The organism is Azospirillum sp. TSO22-1, from assembly GCF_003116015.1.
Classification (GTDB): Bacteria; Pseudomonadota; Alphaproteobacteria; order Azospirillales; family Azospirillaceae; genus Azospirillum.
On the sequence record NZ_LGQZ01000004.1, the window covers coordinates 25,600 to 42,477 of the forward strand.

Sequence of the window (16,878 nt, forward strand, 5' to 3'; positions counted from 1 at the left end):
TACGGGGTCTTGAGCTGCGGAGACGGACGTGCCCATCGACCTGCATGACGGCGACCTGCCGGACGGACTCGACCTCAAGGCGGCGGCGCGCGGCGGCTGCGTCGCCATCGACACCGAGACCATGGGCCTGAACCCGGCCCGCGACCGGCTGTGCCTCGTCCAGCTGTCGGCCGGCGACGGGGCGGTGCACCTCGTGCAGTTCCGCCGCGGCCGCTACGACGCGCCGAACCTGAAGCGCCTGATGACCGACGCCGAAGTCACCAAGCTGTTCCACTTCGCCCGCTTCGACGTGGCGGTGATGCAGGCCTACCTGGGCATCGTCGTGCAGCCGATCTACTGCACCAAGGTGGCGTCCAAGCTGGTGCGCACCTTCACCGACAAGCACGGCCTGAAGGACCTGTGCAAGGATCTGCTGGGCGTCGAGCTGTCGAAGCAGCAGCAGTCCTCGGACTGGGGGGCCGACGAACTGTCGCCCGAGCAAATGAAATACGCGGCCTCCGACGTGCTGCACCTGCACGACCTGAAGGAAAAGCTGGACGCGATGCTGGCGCGCGAGCAGCGCACGCAGCTCGCCGAAGCGTGCTTCCGCTTCCTGCCGGCGCGCGGCGCCTTGGACCTGGGCGGCTGGGACGAGCCCGACATTCTGGCGCATTGAGGCATGGGGGCACGGGCGGGGTAACCTGCCCGTCATAAGTTTGACCGGCGCCCACTCCATGGGCATACTGCCGGCGCGAGCCGTTGGCCCGCCGGACGTGGACGCCGGGTAGCGAGACCGGACAGCAAGGGCGGCTGCAGCCTTGAACAAAGCGATCGATCGTACGGCCATCAAAGACCAGACGCTGGGGGAAGACCAGACGCAGAGGCTGGACCGCGACTGCACCAGCGCCGCGCGCGTGCTGCGCATGGAGGCGGAGGCGCTGGAGACCCTGGCCGACAGCCTGGACGGCGCCTTCACCCAGGCCATCGAGCTGCTGGCCGGCGTCACCGGCCGAGTCGTCGTCAGCGGCATGGGCAAGAGCGGCCACGTCGCGCGCAAGATCGCCGCCACCATGGCCTCCACCGGCACCCCGGCGCTGTTCGTCCACCCCGGCGAGGCCAGCCACGGCGACCTCGGCATGATCACCCGGCAGGACGCCGTCATCGCGTTGTCCAACTCCGGCGAGACGGCGGAGCTCAGCGACATCATCGCCTACACCCGCCGCTTCGGCATCACGCTGATCGGCATCACGCGCCGCGCCGCCTCGCCGCTGGCCGAGCAGTCGGATGTCGCGCTGGTGCTGCCGGCCGCGCCCGAGGCCTGCCCGCTGGGTCTGGCGCCGACCACGTCCACCACCATGATGCTGGCGCTGGGCGACGCCATCGCCATCGCGCTGATGGAGCGGCGCGGCTTCTCGGCCTCCGACTTCCGCGAGATGCACCCGGGCGGCCAGCTCGGCCGCGCGCTGCTCAAGGTCACCGACGTCATGCATGCCGGCGAGGCCATGCCGCTGTGCCGCGAGGACACGCCGTTCAGCGAGGTCATCCTGGAGATGACGGCCAAGCGTCTGGGCTGCGTCGGCGTGGTGGGCGAGGACGGGCGGCTGACCGGCATCATCACCGACGGCGATCTGCGCCGCCATCTCGACCCCGACCTCTTGGCGCAGCAGGCCCGCGTCATCATGTCTGCGGGACCGAAGACGATTCGCCCCAAGGCGCTGGTCGCCGAGGCGCTGCGCATCATGAACGAGAAATCGATCACCACGCTGTTCGTGGTCGATGCCGACACCAACTCCGGCCGGCCGCTGGGAATCGTGCACATCCACGATTGCCTGCGCGTCGGCGCGGCCTGAGGAACGGAAGGATCCGGGCATGCAGGCTGACGACCTCATCCGCGAAGACCGCAAGACCACCGCCACCGCGCCGCGCGAGCGCGTGGCCGTGGTGTCCGACGTGCATCGCCGCCGCGTCACCCGCCCGGTCAGCCGCTCCTACAGCCGCATCGTCACGGCCATGAAGCTGACGCTGCCGGCGGTGGCGCTGGCCGCGGTGGCGCTGATCGCCGCGTGGCCGACGCTGAACGAGATCCCCAAGCCGCGCCTGACCGCCGACAAGGGCCAGCTGGAGATGATCAACCCGCGCTACTTCAGCGCGGACGAGAAGAACCAGCCTTTCTCGCTGACCGCGGTGCGGGCCGAACAGTCCACCGACCAGCCGGGCATCGTCGTCCTCGACAAGCCCGTGGCGGAGATGACCGAGACCGCCGGCACCTGGGTGACCATGCGCTCGGAGCGCGGCTGGTACGACCAGAACACCGGCATCCTGAAGATGCGGGGATCCGTCCGCGTGATGCGCGACGACGGCAGCGAGTTCACCACCGAGGAAGCCTACTCCGAGATCCGCAAGGGCACCGCCTGGGGCGACGTCCACGTCGAGAGCCAGGGCCCGCAGGGCGTCGTGCTGGCCGAGGGCTTCCGCATGAGCGAGCGCGGCCGGACGATGGTGTTCCTCAACTCGTCCAACGCCAGCGTCCAGTCCGCCGAGACGGCGGGGAGGAAGAAGTGATCCGCTCCCACCTTCTCGCTGCCGGGCTCGCCGCCAGGCTCGTGGCGGGCCTCGCCGCCGGCCTGACCCTGGCGGCGCTGCCGGCCGCGGCGCAGACCCTGCCCGGCGGCCCCGGCGGCCAGCCGACCGACATCAACGCCGACCAGGCGATCGAGTGGCACCAGGACGTCAAGGCCTACGTGGCGCGCGGCAACGCCTCCGCCAAGCGCGGCGAGACCACGCTGTACGGCGACGTGCTGACCGCCTACTACCGCGAGGGCGGCCCCGGCAAGGGCAACGAGGTGTTCCAGATCACCTCGGAGGGCAACGTGCGCCTGATCGGCCCGACCCAGCAGGTCTACGGCGACAAGCTGGTCTACGACATGGACCGCAAGGTGGCGGTGGTCACCGGCAAGGACCTCAAGCTGATCACGCCGACCGACGTCGTCACCGCCCGCGACACGCTGGAATACTACGAGGGCCAGGGCTTCGCGGTGGCGCGCGGCGAGGCGGTGGCGGTGCGCACCGACCGGCGCCTGCGCGCCGACGTGCTGATCGGCCAGTTCGCCAAGGGGCCGGACGGCAAGACCGCGATGAACCGCATCGACGGCTCCGGCAGCGTGGTGGTGACCACGCCGACCGATGTGGCGCGCTCGGACAAGCTGGTGTACTCGGTGCCGGACAACACGGCCGTGCTTCTGGGCACGGTGCGCATCACCCGCGGCGACAACCAGCTGAACGGCGACGCCGCGGAGATGAACATGGCCACCAAGGTCAACCGCGTCATCGCCGGCCCGGCCTCCGGCGGCCGGGTCAAGGGCCTGCTGATCCCCGGCGACGTGCAGGCCAGCAACTCCCCGGGTACGGCTCCCGCCAAGACCCGTTAAAGGCAACGGATCACGCATCCCATGGCGGTCGACGTGGACGCCCGAAGCGATATGCACCCCCCCGCCCCCCGCGCCGGCCACGGCACCGCCGAATCGGCGGTGCCCCAGGACGGGCTGGTCGCGCGCAACCTCGGCAAGACCTTCAAGAAGCGCCCGGTGGTGCGCGACGTCTCGGTCAGCGTGCAGCGCGGCGAGGCGGTCGGCCTGCTCGGCCCCAACGGGGCGGGCAAGACCACCTGCTTCTACATGATCACCGGACTGATCACCGCCGACGTCGGCACCATCCTGCTGGATGGGCAGGACATCACGGCGCTGCCGATGTACCGGCGCGCCCGGCTGGGCATCGGCTACCTGCCGCAGGAGGCCTCGATCTTCCGCGGCCTGTCGGTGGAGAACAACATCCGCGCCGTGCTGGAGGTGGTCGAGCCGAACCGCGACGCTCGCGAGGCGATGCTGGACGAGCTGCTGGCCGAGTTCTCCATCACCCACCTGCGCCGCGCCCCGGCGCTGGCGCTGTCGGGCGGCGAGCGGCGGCGCGTCGAGATCGCCCGCGCGCTGGCCTCGCAGCCGCATTTCATCCTGCTCGACGAGCCGCTGGCCGGCATCGACCCGATCGCCGTGGGCGACATCCGCGAGCTGGTCAGCCACCTGCGCGACCGCGGCATCGGCGTGCTGATCACCGACCACAACGTCAGAGAAACGTTGGACCTCGTCGATCGGGCATACATTTTGCACGATGGTGTGGTACTAATGGAGGGCGAGCCGGCGGAGATCGTGGCGCACGAGGACGTGCGCCGGGTCTACCTCGGCGATCGGTTCAGCCTCTAGGTCCCCTCGATCCTCCATGGCGCTCTCACAACGTCTCGACCTCCGCCAGGCCCAGACCCTGGTGATGACGCCCCAGTTGCAGCAGGCCATCAAGCTGCTGCAGCTGTCGAACGTGGAACTGTCCGAGTTCGTCGACCGCGAGATCGAGCAGAACCCCCTGCTCGAGCGCGACGACGGCGAGCGCCCGGCCGCCGAAGCCGCCGAATCCCGCCCCGAGCCGGACGTCGACCCGCGCGAGGCCGAGGCCGCGGCGCTGCCGCCGGACGGCCGGACCCGCGACACGGTGGAGATGACCAGCTCGGAGACCATGGGCTCGGCCTCCGACGCGCCGCTCGACACCGATTTCGAGAACGACTACGCCGACGACCGCTTCTCCGACGGCGCCGACGGCTCGGCCGACGTCTACGGCCAGTGGAACGAGCGCGGCGGGCGCGGCTTCGAGGACGACGACGGCAACTTCGAGGCGCGGCTGTCCGGCGACAAGAGCCTGCGCGACCATCTGATCGAGCAGCTCAACGTCGACCTGCCCGACCCGGCCGACCGGCTGATCGGGCTGGCGCTGATCGACACGCTGGACGAGGCCGGCTGGCTGAGCGCCGACCTGGAGGCGCTGGCCGAGCAGCTGGGCACGACGCCGGAGCACGTGGAACGCGTTCTGGCCGCCGTGCAGCGCTTCGACCCGCCGGGCATCTTCGCGCGCTCGCTGAAGGAATGCCTGGCGATCCAGCTGCGCGAGAAGAACCGCCTGGACCCGGCCATGCAGGCGATGCTCGACAACCTGGAGCTTCTGGCGGCGCGCAACCTGAACGCGCTGATCAAGGTCTGCGGCGTCGATGCCGAGGACATCTCGGACATGCTGGCCGAGATCCGCAAGCTGAACCCCAAGCCGGCGCTGGCCTTCGATCACACGCCGGCGCAGCTGGTCACCCCCGACATCCTGATGCGCGCCAACCCCGGCGGCGGCTGGATCATCGACCTGAACCCCGACACGCTGCCGCGGGTGCTGGTCAACCAGCGCTACTTCTCGCGCGTCTCCGGCACCGCCAAGACCAAGGCCGACAAGGAATACATCACCGAGCGCTTCCATTCGGCCAACTGGCTGGTGAAGTCGCTGCACCAGCGCGCCACCACCATCCTCAAGGTGGCGACGGAGATCGTGCGGCAGCAGGACGCCTTCTTCATCCACGGCGTCTCGCACCTGCGCCCGCTGATCCTGCGCGACATCGCCGAGGCCATCGGCATGCACGAGAGCACGGTGAGCCGCGTCACCACCAACAAGTTCATGGCGACGCCGCGCGGCGTGTTCGAGCTGAAGTACTTCTTCACCTCGGCCATCCAGGGCGCCGACGGCGCCGCCGCGCATTCCGCCGAGGCGGTGCGCCACCGCATCAAGGTGATGATCGACGCCGAGCCAGCGGACGACGTGCTGTCCGACGACAAGATCGTCGAGATCCTGCAGAAGGAGGGGATCGACATTGCACGCCGCACGGTTGCGAAGTATCGTGAGGCCATGCGGATCCCGTCGTCGGTGCAGCGTCGCCGTGCCAAGATGTCACGCATGTAGCGCGAATGCGCGGTTTCGCGTTTCGTTGACAGCCCGGACGACCCCGACTATGGTCCCCGTCCGCACGCGGCGGCGCGCCGCCAACATAGTCCCTTGCGGGCAAAAACTCGGAAACTCCCCAAGATGCAACTGACCGTCAAAGGCAAGCAGCTTGACGTGGGCGATGCCCTGCGCACGCACGTCGCTGAGAACCTGAATACCATCGTCGGCAGGTACTTCACCAAGCCGATGGAGGCGACCGTCGTCTTCTCGCGCGACGCCCACCTCTTCAAGGCCGACATCCAGGTCCGCGTCGGCCGCGGCATCGTGCTGCAGAGCGTTGCGGAGGCCACCGAGCCGTACCCGTCCTTCGACACCGCGTGCGAGAAGCTGCACAAGCGCCTGCGCCGCTACAAGGACCGCCTGCGCGGCCACCACACCGCCGAGAACGGCGGCGAGGAGCTGATCCCCGCCCGCTACCAGGTGATCGAGGCCGAGCCCGAGCACCACGACGAGCCGGTGCCCGAGAAGGCCGCCCCGATCGTCATCGCCGACATGACCACGCACATCGACACGCTGACCGTCAGCGAGGCGGTGATGCGCATGGAGCTGGCCGAGGCGCCGGCCCTGATGTTCCGCAACCGCGCCAACGGCGGCCTGAACATGGTCTACCGCCGCGTCGACGGCAACGTCGGCTGGGTCGATCCGGCCCTGGAGAAGGCCGGCGCCTGAGTCAGGGCCGCTGGTCTCCGGTTCCCCAGGCACGGGTCAAAGGTCATGCACGACCTCATCATCCCGCAGGCCATCCTCGCCAACCTGAAGGCCGGCTCGAAGAAGCAGGCCCTGCAGGACATGGCGCGACGGGCCGCGGAGCTGACCGGCCAGCACGAGCGGGCGGTCTTCGACGTCCTTCTGGAGCGCGAACGGCTGGGCACCACCGGCGTCGGGCATGGCATCGCCATCCCGCACGGCAAGCTGCCCGGCCTGGAGCGCGTCCACGGCGTCTTCGCCCGCCTCGAGCGGCCGATCGACTTCGACGCGATCGACGAACAGCCGGTGGATCTGATCTTCCTGCTGCTCGCCCCCGAGCACGCCGGCGCCGACCATCTGAAGGCGCTGGCCCGCGTGTCGCGCCTGCTGCGCGACCAGGGCATGTGCGAGAAGCTGCGCGGTTCCGACAGCGCGGACGCCATCTACGCCCTGCTCACCCAGCAGGAAACCAGTCACGCGGCGTGAACGTAAGGGATGGGGAGGCTCCGGCCTCCCCGCACCCGCGCTGGCGAACTCCGCATGGCGACACAATCTGTATTGCGGTACACTTACCGCATGCAGACCGCCGTGCTGAAGCCCTGGATCTCTTCCGAAGAGTACCTGACGTTCGAGCGTACGGCCGACGTACGGCACGAGTACGTCAACGGCGAAGTGTACGCCATGGTGGGCACGAGCCGTCGGCACAACGTCATCACGCAGAACCTGTCCGCCGCCCTTCGGCCCTCGATCCGCCGCCACGGGTGCGAGAGCTACACGGAGAACGTCAAGGTTCGGGTCGATCTGGCAAATGCCTTCTATTACCCGGACCTCGTGGTCACCTGCGATCCCAAGGACGACGATCCATACATCGTCCACGCGCCCTCGCTCATTGTCGAGGTGCTGTCGGAATCGACCGAAGCCATCGACCGGCGCGAGAAGCGCGCGCACTACCAGATGATTCCCAGCCTCCGCGAATTTGCGCTCATCGCGCAGGACGGCCGCTGCGTCGACATCTATCGCCGCAACGGCGTCGAATGGACGCACGAGACCGTCACCGAAGGCGAGGTCTCGTTCGAAAGCGTCGGCGTGACGGTCGCACTGGACGACCTCTACGCCTGACCCTCCTCACGGCTTCAGCGTGCGCGCCAGGAACGCCCTGGCGGCGTCGCGCGCCTCCGGCGTGTTCATCACCGTGTGCTTGTCGGAGGCCAACAGCAGCACCGCGGCGCCGGCGTGCGTCTTCAGCGCCTCGGCGCAGTGGCCCTTGACGGCGTACGCCGTGTTCCACGGGTTGTCCGGCGAGAAGTACGGGTCGCGGCTGGCGATCACGCTGAGCACCGGCGTCTCGCGCGGGATCGCCGTGCGCGGCTCCTCGACGAAGTAATTGGTCTCGCACGACCAGGAGTAGACGATGCGCGCCGCCGGCCCGGCCTCGGGCAGGCGCGCCACCGGCACCGCGCCCTCACTGGTGCCGACGATGCCGACGCGCTCGGGGTCGGCCCAGGGCAGCGTCGCCACCTGCGCCAAGGCGTGCCGCAGCTCGGCGAGGCGGAGGTCGTGTACCCGCTCGTAGACGTCCTTGCCGACCGGCGAGGTGTAGGTCAGGCGGTCGGGGATCGCCATGCTGTCCGGCGCCACCGACGGCAGCCCCAGCACCACCGCCAGCCAGACCTGATAGTCCTTGATGAAGCCGGCGACGCCGCTGGACCCGTGCATCACCACCACGACCGGGCTCCGCACGACCGTTGCATCCGGGCTCCGCACGACCGTTGCATCCGGGCTCCGCCCGGCCATCGCATCCGGGCTCCGCCCGGCAGCCGCAGGCATGTCGCGCAGCCGTCCCTGCCACAGCGCACCACCGGCCAGCGCCGCCGGCAGCACGACGTTGGCCCCGTCCCAGGTGCGCGCCAGATTGGCCGGCGAGGGTTCCAGCACACTGCCCTTGATTTCCTGCGCGCCCGCGGCGCCAACCATCGTCAGCGCCAGCGCCATTGCACCCACCACGCACCGCGTTCCCATCGTCCCCTCCCCGGCACCGCCCCGCACCAGCGCGGGTCCGGACAGCTTCGCGTGCGCAAAGCGCATGGACAACGGAACAAACAATGCAGTTATGTTATTGATCGAACCGCCGACAGCCGGGAACCGCCGATGCGCAGCCGACGCCCGACCCTGGTCGAACTGGAAGCCCTGCGCGCCACCATCGCCGACGGCACCACGGCGAACGCGGCGCGGCGCCTCGGCCGCTCGCAGTCCTCGGTCAGCCGGGCGCTGGCACAGCTGGAGGCGAGGCTCGGCGTGCCGCTGTTCGAGCGGGCCGGCCGCGAGATCCGCCCCACCGCCGAGGCCCTGGCCGTGGACCGCGAACTGGACGGGGTCTTCGCCGCGCTCGACCGCGTGGCGGCAGGCATGGACGCGGCGACGGGGCAGCGTCTGGTGCTCGCGGTGCCGCCCGCCTTCGCGCTGTCGCTGGTGCCAGCGGCGCTGGTGCGCTTCGCCGCCGCCCATCCTGCGGTGACCACGCAGGTGGACATCGCGCTGTCCGGCGAGGTGGTGTCACTGGTGGCGGAAGGGCGGGCCGACCTGGGCCTCACCGACTCCTCGCCGCTGCACGCCGGCATCCGGCTCGAACCGTTCCGCCGCTCGCGCATGGCCTGCGTGCTGCCGGCCGGGCACCCGCTGGCCGCCCGCTCCGTGGTGGAGCCGCGCGACCTGGCGGACGTGCCGTTCATCGCGCTGACCCGCCGCCACTCCATGCGGGCCCGCCTGGACGCCTTGTTCGCCGAGGCCGGCGTCGCCCGGCGCATCGTGGCCGAGGCGTCGAGCGCCATCGTCGCGCTGGAACTGGTGTGCGTCGGGCTCGGCGTGACGCTGATGAACCCGCTGTCGCTGGCCGACCGCGACGACCCGCGGCTCGCGCTGCTGCGCTTCGAGCCGGAGATGGAGTACCACACGGCGTTCGTGCTGCCCCGCCAGGGCGCCGCGTCGCCGCACGCCCGGCGTTTCCAGCGCGCCGTGACGACGTCGCTGCGCCGCGACCCGTGGTCGGAGGCGTGCTGAGCCCGCCTACCGGGCGACGCCCAGCACGACGATTCCGCCGGTGACCAGCGCCGCCGCCAGCGCGCGGCGCCGGCCGAAGCCCTCCTTGTAGAGCACCGTCCCGATCAGCGCGGCGAACAGCACGCTGCTTTCGCGCAGCGCCGAGACCGCCGCCATCGGCAGCGCCGCCACGGCCAGCAGATAGGCCGTATAGCCGCACACCGACAGCACGCCGGCGCTCAGCCCCACCGCACCCTGCGTACGCGCGTACGCCCGCAACGACGCCGCCGGCCGGCGTACGGCCGCGAACGCCAGCACGCCGACGCCGGTGAGGATTTCCAGACACGCCTGGAAGCCGACCACCGTGCCCGCCGCGCGTACGCCGAGCGCGCCGAGGAAGCTGTACACCGCCACCGTGACGCCGGTGCCGACCGCGAAGGCCAGCGCCGCCCGGCTGGCGCCGCCGCGGAACGCCAGCACGCCGATGCCGCCGGAGATCGCCGCCACGCCCAGCATGTGCGCCGGGCTCAGCGCTTCGCCCACCGCCAGCCACGCGGCGATGGCCAGCAGCAGCGGCGCCAGCCCGCGCGACACCGGGTGCACGACGCTGAGGTCGCCGACCCGGTAGGCGTTGAGCAGGAACCAGAAGTACAGGAAGTGTGCTGCCGCAGCCGCCACCAGCAGCCCCCAACTGCCCGGCGCCGGCATCGGCACGACCAGCAACGCCCCCGCCCCGAGCAGCAGCCCGACCAGCCGGATCGCCGCCAGCGACAGCAGCCGGTCGCCGGACGCCTTCAGCAGCGCGTTCCACCCCGCATGCGCGACGGCCGCTGCGAGGACCAGGGCGTATTCCCCCGGGATCACGCCTTCGCGGCCCAGCCCATGTAGTTCACATCCAGGTCGCGCGGGGCAAGGCGCCAGCTGTCGGCGATGGGGTTGTACGCCATCCCCGTCAGGTCCTTCACCGCCAGCCCGTGGGCGCGGACGCCGCGGGCGATCTCGGAAGGGCGCAGGAACTTGCGCCAGTCGTGCGTGCCGCGCGGCAGCCAGCGCAGGACGTACTCCGCCCCGACGACGGCCAGCGCGTACGCCTTGGCGGTGCGGTTCAGCGTCGCGAAGAACAGCACGCCGTCCGGCTTCATCAGGGCGGCGCAGGACTTCAGGAACAGGTCGACGTCGGCGACGTGCTCCAGCACCTCCATGGCCAGCACCACGTCGAAGGTCCGGCCCTCGGCGACCAGGGCCTCGGCGGTGGCGGCGCGGTACTCGACGGCCGTGCCGGTCTCGGCGGCGTGCGCCGCGGCCGTCCCGACGTTGCGCTCGGAGGCGTCGACGCCCAGCACGTCCGCGCCCATGCGGGCGATCGGCTCGGCCAGCAGGCCGCCGCCGCAGCCGATGTCGACCACGCTCAGCCCCTCCAGCGCCCGCGCGGTGTCCGGGTTGCGGCCCAGGCGGCGGCAGACGGTGTCGCGGATGTAGGCAAGGCGCGTGGGATTGAACTTGTGCAGCGGCCGGAACTTGCCCGCCGGGTCCCACCATTCGGCGGCCATGGCCGAGAAGCGGGCGATCTCGTCCGAATCGACGGTGCCGGCGGTCGCGTTCATCACTGTGTGTCCTCTGCCTGTGTTCTTTGTGCTTACGCAGCAAAACATGTGCTGGGCGACCTTGCCTCGCCCCGCCCGAACGGAGTATGGATACGCCGCCCCGCGCCGGCAACGGTGGAGCGGGGAGATCGGCATGCCGCGCCTTGGGCGTCGGCGTCAAGATGTGGTGTGATTTATGGCGCGGATCGTCCTCAAGTTCGGCGGCACGTCGGTCGGCGACATCGACCGGATCAAGAATGTCGCCCGCAAGGTCGAGCAGGAGGTCAAGGCGGGCCACCAGGTGGCCGTCGTGGTGTCGGCGATGTCCGGCGTCACCAACCAGCTCGTGAAATACTGCAACGACATCGACAAGCTGCACGACGCGCGCGAGTACGACGCCGTCGTCGCCACCGGCGAACAGGTGACCACCGGCCTGCTGGCCATCGCGCTGCAGTCGATCGGCATCCCGGCGCGCTCCTGGCACGGCTGGCAGCTGCCGATCCGCACCGACGACACGCACTCCAAGGCCCGCATCGTCTCGATCGACACCACCGAGGTCGAGCAGCGCATGGCCGAGGGCGAGGTCGCGGTGGTCGCCGGCTTCCAGGGCGTCGCCGCCAACGGGCGCGTCACGACGCTGGGCCGCGGCGGCTCCGACACCTCGGCGGTGGCGCTGGCGGCGGCGCTGAAGGCCGATCGCTGCGACATCTACACCGACGTGGACGGCGTCTACACCACCGACCCGCGCATCGTGTCGAAGGCCAGGAAGCTCGACAGGATCACCTACGAGGAGATGCTGGAGATGGCCTCGCAGGGCGCCAAGGTCCTGCAGACCCGCTCGGTCGAGATGGCGATGAACCATCGTGTGCGCGTGCAGGTGCTCTCGAGCTTCGAGGAAGCGCCCGGCAGCGCGTTGCCCGGAACCCTGGTTGTGGACGAGGACGAGATCGTGGAAAAGGAAGTTGTGAGCGGCATCGCCTACAGCCGCGACGAGGCGAAGATCACGCTGGTCGGCGTGGCCGACCGGCCGGGCGTGGCGGCCGCCATCTTCGGCCCGCTGACCGACGCCGCGGTCAACGTGGACATGATCGTCCAGAACGTGTCGGAGGACGGCAAGTCCACCGACCTGACCTTCACCGTGGGCAAGGCGGACATCGCCCGCGCCGTCAAGGTGCTGGAGGACGCCCAGGGCACGCTGAACTACCAGCGCCTGGTGTCGGACGCCAACGTGGTGAAGGTGTCGGTGATCGGCGTCGGCATGCGCAGCCACGCCGGCGTCGCGCAGCGCATGTTCAGCGCGCTGGCCGACAAGGGCATCAACATCCAGGTCATCTCCACCTCGGAGATCAAGATCTCGGTGCTGATCGCCGAGGAGTACGCGGAGCTGGCGCTGCGCGCCCTGCACACCGTCTACGGCCTCGACGCGGCCTGAAACGCCTGAGGAGGGCCGGGTCATGACCGCATCACCGGCACGGGCCCGGCTCAACCAGCTCTGGCGGCGCGGCTGCGCCTTCCTGGGCACCGAGACCGCCATCATGGGCGGCGCGATGACCTGGGTGTCGGAGCGCCACCTCGTCTCCGCCATCTCCAACGCCGGCGGGTTCGGCGTGCTGGCCTGCGGCTCCATGGGGCCGGACCGGCTGGCCGAGGAGATCGCGGCGACGCGCACGCTGACGGCCAGGCCGTTCGGCGTCAACCTCATCAACATGCACCCCGACCTGGAGCGGCTGGTCGACGCCTGCCGCGAGCAGGGCGTGGGCCACGTGGTGATCGCCGGCGGCCTGCCGTCGGGCCCGGTCATCAAGCGCATCAAGGACGGCGGCGCCAAGGCCATGGCCTTCGCCCCCGCGCTGGTCGCCGCCAAGCGGCTGATCCGCCACGGCATCGACGCGCTGATCATCGAGGGTTCGGAGGCCGGCGGCCACATCGGCCCGGTCGCCACCTCGGTGCTGGCGCAGGAGATCCTGCCGGAGGTCCGCGAGGTGCCGGTCTTTCTGGCCGGCGGCATCGGCCGCGGCGAGGCCATCGTCTCGGCGCTGGAGGCCGGGGCGGTGGGCGTGCAGCTCGGCACCCGCTTCGTCTGCGCGGCGGAGTCCATCGCGCACCCGAACTTCAAGCAGGCGTTCATCCGCGCCGCGGCGCGCGACGCCCAGCCCTCCACGCAGATCGACCCGCGCTTCCCGGTCATCCCGGTGCGCGCCCTCGCCAACGAGGGCACCAAGCGCTTCATGGAGACGCAGCGCGACCTGATCGCCAAGGTCGACCACGGCGCGATGACCCGCGAGGCGGCACAGCTGGAGATCGAGCATTTCTGGGCCGGCGCCCTGCGCCGCGCGGTGATCGACGGCGACGTCGAGAACGGCTCGCTGATGGCCGGCCAGAGCGTCGGCATGGTCACCCGCGAGCAGCCCACCGCCGAGATCTTCTCCGAACTGCTGACGCAGGCCGAGACCGCGCTGGGCTGGCGCTTCCCCAGCGAGGCGGCGCGGGCGGTTCCGGCGGCGGTCTGAGCCCGCCCACTTGCCCCCACCCCATCCCTCCCCCGCTAACGCAGGGGAGGGGGCAGAACGGCGGAGTTCCCTCCCCTGCACAGCGGGGGAGGGGTAGGGTGGGGGCAATACCCGGCGCCCCATAGCCCGTAACGCTTGCAATCCAAGCACAATCCATAGGACTCTTGCATTCGGGAGCCCCGCGTGGGATTGAGCGCGCCATGGACACGACCGAGCGGGAGACGATCGCAGCGTACGAGGGCCCGGATTCCCGGCGCCTGCTCGCGCGCCTGCGCGACGTCATGGCGGGCGGCGGCTCGGGCCAGGACCGGCTGAACGAAATCGTCGGGCTGATCGCCGTCGAGATGCGGGCGGACGTCTGCTCCTGCTACGTCATGCGCGCCGGCGAGGTGCTGGAGCTGTTCGCCACCCAGGGCCTCAACCAGTCGGCCGTGCACAAGACACGCCTGCGCGTCGGCGAGGGCATCGTCGGCGACATCGCCGCGCACGCCCGCGCCATGGCGCTGGAGGACGCGCCGTCGCACCCCAGCTTCGCCTACCGTCCGGAGACCGGCGAGGATCCGTTCCAGTCGATGGCCGGCGTGCCGATCCTGCGCGGCGGCAAGGTGCGCGGCGTGCTGGTGCTGCAGCACAAGGAGCGCCGCCACTACGCCGAGGAGCTGGTCGAGACCCTGCAGACCATCGCCATGGTGGTGGCCGAGCTGGTCGCCGCCGGCGAGCTGGTCAACGCGCAGGAGATCTCCAACCAGGGCGACCCGGTGCTGCTGCCGGCCCGCCTGTCCGGCGTGGCGCTGAACCCCGGCCTCGCCATGGGCCTGGCGGTGGTGCACCGGCCGCAGGTGACCATCCGCCAGATGATCGCCGAGGACGAGGGCAAGGAGCAGGAGCGCCTGTCGGAAGCGCTGACCGCCATGCACAGCGCCATCGACGACCTGCTGGCCGCCGCGGCGCTGGCCGGCCTGGGCGAGCCGCGCGACATCCTGGAGACCTACCGGATGTTCGCCGAGGACCGCGGCTGGCTGTCGCGCATCCGCGAGGCGATCCGCATGGGCCTGACCGCCGAGGCGGCGGTGCAGCAGGTGCAGAACGACACCCGCGTCCGCATGAGCCACCTGACGGACCCGTACATCCGGGAACGCCTGCTCGACCTCGACGACCTGACCAACCGTCTGCTGCTGCACCTCGCCGGCAAGAAGTCGGAGGCCGACGGCGCCACCCTGCCGGACGACCTGGTGCTGGTGGCGCGCTCGCTGGGGCCGGCGGAACTGCTCGACTACGACCAGCGCCGGCTGCGCGGCGTCATCGTCGAGGAGGGCTCGCCGTCGAGCCACGTCTGCATCGTGGCGCGCGCGCTGGACATCCCGGTCGTCCAGGTGTCGGACGCGCTGAACCGCATCGAGGCGGGCGACCCGCTGATCGTCGACGGCGACCACGCGACCATCTTCGTGCGCCCGGCCGAGGACATCCAGGACGCCTTCACCCAGAGCATGGACCTCCGCGCCCGGCGCGAGGAGATGTACACGCAGACGCGCTCGCTGCCGTCGGTGACGCGCGACGGCGTGCCGATCTCGATCCAGCTCAACTGCGGCCTGCTGATCGATCTGCCGCACCTGCACGCCAGCGGCGCCGAGGGCATCGGCCTGTACCGCACCGAGATCCCGTTCATGGTGCGCTCCACCTACCCCGAGGTGGACGTGCAGACCGACCTCTACGCCCGCATCATGGACGAGGCCGGCGAGAAGCCGGTGATCTTCCGCACGCTGGACGTCGGCGGCGACAAGATGCTGCCCTACATGTCGTCGGGCGAGGAGGAGAACCCCTCGCTGGGCTGGCGCGCCATCCGCATCGGGCTGGACCACCCGTCGCTGCTGCGCCAGCAGCTGCGGGCGCTGCTGTGCGCGGCGGCCGGCCGGCCGCTGTCGGTGATGTTCCCGATGGTCGCCGAGGTGGCCGAGCTGGAGGCCGCCCGCAACATCCTGAACCTGGAGTTGGAGCGCCTGGTCGAGCACGGCCGCGAGCCGCCCAGCACGCTGCGCGTCGGCGCCATGATCGAGGTGCCGTCGCTGCTGTTCCAGCTGCCGGCGCTGCTGCCGCGGGTGGACTTCGTGTCGGTGGGGTCGAACGACCTGACGCAGTACGTGTTCGCCGCGGACCGCGGCAACCCGCGCACCGCCAGCCGCTACGACCCGCTGTCGCCGCCGATGATGTGCCTGCTGCGCCGGCTGGTCGAGGCGTGCAGCGAGGCCGGCGTGTCGCTGTCGATCTGCGGCGAGATGGCCGGCCGGCCGCTCGACGCCATGGCGCTGATCGGCATCGGCTTCCGCTCGCTCTCCATGGCGCCGCCGTCGGTCGGCCCGGTGAAGACGATGCTGCGCTCGCTCGACGTGGCGGCGCTGCGCCAGTACATGCAGGGCCTGTTCCAGCGCCCCGACCACAGCCTGCGCCCGAAGCTGAAGGCCTTCGCCAAGGACCACGGGGTGCTGATCTAGTTCATGTCAACCGCGGTCCATCGGCATTGCCATCCGCGCCACCCTTTTGTTACTAAGACCCTGGCCGAACGGCGTGTATAACGCCCCCGACGCAGTTTCCGGCTGCTGCACGCACGACACGGCAGATCCTCCCATGGCCGACCGCAAGAACACCGCCTCTTCCGCCACCGCGACCGGGTGGGACAGCGCCGCCGATCCGGCCAGCGTCAGCACCACGCTGCGCGAGGCGCGCGAGCGCCTGGGCGTCGAGCTGCGCGACGTGGCCTCAATGCTGCGCATCCGCTACCCGTACCTGCAGGCGATCGAGAACGGGCGCTACGACGAGCTGCCCGGCACCGCCTACGCCACCGGCTTCCTGCGCTCCTACGCCGAGTTCCTCGGCCTCGACCCGGAGATGGTGCTGCGCCGCTACAAGGACGAGGCGGCAGGCCGCGGCGGCAAGCAGGAATTCTACTTCCCCACTCCGGTCGCCGAGGGCCGGGTGCCCGGCGGCACCGTGCTGCTCGGCACGCTGGTGGTGGCCGGCATCGTGTACGGCGCCTGGTACTATCTCTCGGCGACCGACCGCTCGGTGGCCGACATGGTGCCGGTGCTGCCGGACCGGCTGGTGTCGCTGCTCGACAACCTGCCCTGGACCTCCGGCAGCCAGACGCCGCCCACCGCGACCACCGCCGAGGCACCGTCCGCCGCCCCGGTGTCCGCGCCGCCCGCCCCGCCGGCCCCGGTCGTCAC

17 protein-coding genes are annotated in these 16,878 nt (G+C 70.6%); 14 read left to right on the top strand and 3 right to left on the bottom strand.

Annotation, left to right across the window (positions count from 1 at the left end):
• Positions 1-28 precede the first annotated feature (28 nt).
• The 9 genes from TSO221_RS01110 (at position 29) to TSO221_RS01150 (ending at position 7,647) form a co-directional block, all read left to right on the top strand.
• Positions 29-655: a ribonuclease H-like domain-containing protein gene (locus TSO221_RS01110; RefSeq protein ID WP_109116641.1), complete on the top strand. Its 627-nt coding sequence runs from the start codon at positions 29-31 to the stop codon at positions 653-655.
• Positions 656-902: 247 nt separating this feature from the next.
• Positions 903-1,829, top strand: a complete 927-nt coding sequence (locus TSO221_RS01115) for a KpsF/GutQ family sugar-phosphate isomerase (protein ID WP_109116654.1) — start codon at positions 903-905, stop codon at positions 1,827-1,829.
• A 19-nt stretch (positions 1,830-1,848) separates the two neighbouring features.
• A complete protein-coding gene (lptC, locus tag TSO221_RS01120; protein WP_247877868.1) occupies positions 1,849-2,541 on the top strand; it encodes an LPS export ABC transporter periplasmic protein LptC in 693 nt (230 codons plus the stop codon).
• Positions 2,538-3,407 (top strand): LptA/OstA family protein, encoded by an 870-nt coding sequence (locus tag TSO221_RS01125; RefSeq protein ID WP_247877869.1) that lies wholly within the window; start codon positions 2,538-2,540, stop codon positions 3,405-3,407. The genes lptC and TSO221_RS01125 overlap by 4 nt, the downstream gene beginning before the upstream one ends.
• A 51-nt stretch (positions 3,408-3,458) precedes the next feature.
• Positions 3,459-4,235 (top strand): LPS export ABC transporter ATP-binding protein, encoded by a 777-nt coding sequence (gene lptB, locus TSO221_RS01130; protein ID WP_247877871.1) that lies wholly within the window; start codon positions 3,459-3,461, stop codon positions 4,233-4,235.
• A 16-nt stretch (positions 4,236-4,251) separates the two neighbouring features.
• A complete protein-coding gene (gene rpoN / locus TSO221_RS01135; RefSeq protein ID WP_109116643.1) occupies positions 4,252-5,799 on the top strand; it encodes an RNA polymerase factor sigma-54 in 1,548 nt (515 codons plus the stop codon).
• Positions 5,800-5,922: 123 nt separating this feature from the next.
• Entirely contained in the window at positions 5,923-6,510 is a 588-nt protein-coding gene (gene raiA / locus TSO221_RS01140; RefSeq protein ID WP_109116644.1) for a ribosome-associated translation inhibitor RaiA, read from the top strand.
• A 45-nt stretch (positions 6,511-6,555) separates the two neighbouring features.
• Complete coding sequence (ptsN, locus tag TSO221_RS01145) at positions 6,556-7,014, top strand: PTS IIA-like nitrogen regulatory protein PtsN (RefSeq protein ID WP_109116645.1); 459 nt, start codon at positions 6,556-6,558, stop codon at positions 7,012-7,014.
• A 90-nt stretch (positions 7,015-7,104) separates the two neighbouring features.
• Positions 7,105-7,647 (top strand): Uma2 family endonuclease, encoded by a 543-nt coding sequence (locus TSO221_RS01150; protein ID WP_109116646.1) that lies wholly within the window; start codon positions 7,105-7,107, stop codon positions 7,645-7,647.
• Between the two features lie 6 nt (positions 7,648-7,653).
• Here the strand turns inward: TSO221_RS01150 and TSO221_RS01155 are convergent, their stop codons facing one another.
• Positions 7,654-8,547, bottom strand: a complete 894-nt coding sequence (locus tag TSO221_RS01155; protein ID WP_109116647.1) for a dienelactone hydrolase family protein — start codon at positions 8,545-8,547, stop codon at positions 7,654-7,656.
• A gap of 129 nt (positions 8,548-8,676) precedes the next feature.
• Between TSO221_RS01155 and TSO221_RS01160 the strand changes: the two genes are divergently transcribed.
• Positions 8,677-9,585 (top strand): LysR family transcriptional regulator, encoded by a 909-nt coding sequence (locus TSO221_RS01160; RefSeq protein ID WP_109116648.1) that lies wholly within the window; start codon positions 8,677-8,679, stop codon positions 9,583-9,585.
• Positions 9,586-9,591: 6 nt separating this feature from the next.
• Here TSO221_RS01160 and TSO221_RS01165 read toward each other — a convergent pair whose 3' ends face one another.
• Both TSO221_RS01165 and ubiG read right to left on the bottom strand, forming a co-directional pair.
• Positions 9,592-10,428 (bottom strand): hypothetical protein, encoded by an 837-nt coding sequence (locus TSO221_RS01165; protein ID WP_109116649.1) that lies wholly within the window; start codon positions 10,426-10,428, stop codon positions 9,592-9,594.
• Positions 10,425-11,168, bottom strand: coding sequence for a bifunctional 2-polyprenyl-6-hydroxyphenol methylase/3-demethylubiquinol 3-O-methyltransferase UbiG (gene ubiG / locus TSO221_RS01170; RefSeq protein ID WP_109116650.1), 744 nt, complete (start codon positions 11,166-11,168; stop codon positions 10,425-10,427). The genes TSO221_RS01165 and ubiG overlap by 4 nt, the downstream gene beginning before the upstream one ends.
• Before the next feature lie 175 nt (positions 11,169-11,343).
• On the opposite strand from ubiG, the gene TSO221_RS01175 reads away from it, so the two are divergent.
• From TSO221_RS01175 to TSO221_RS01190, 4 genes are all read left to right on the top strand, one after another.
• Positions 11,344-12,579 carry an aspartate kinase gene (locus tag TSO221_RS01175; protein WP_109116651.1) on the top strand — a complete coding sequence of 412 codons (1,236 nt, stop codon included), beginning with the start codon at positions 11,344-11,346 and terminating at the stop codon, positions 12,577-12,579.
• Between the two features lie 22 nt (positions 12,580-12,601).
• The gene (locus tag TSO221_RS01180; protein ID WP_109116652.1) at positions 12,602-13,657 is read left to right on the top strand and encodes a nitronate monooxygenase; all 1,056 of its coding nucleotides are present in this window, start codon (positions 12,602-12,604) and stop codon (positions 13,655-13,657) included.
• 200 nt (positions 13,658-13,857) lie between these two features.
• Entirely contained in the window at positions 13,858-16,146 is a 2,289-nt protein-coding gene (gene ptsP / locus TSO221_RS01185; RefSeq protein WP_247877870.1) for a phosphoenolpyruvate--protein phosphotransferase, read from the top strand.
• 133 nt (positions 16,147-16,279) lie between these two features.
• On the top strand, positions 16,280-16,878 hold a 599-nt coding region (locus TSO221_RS01190), incomplete at its 3' end, for a helix-turn-helix transcriptional regulator (protein ID WP_146208666.1).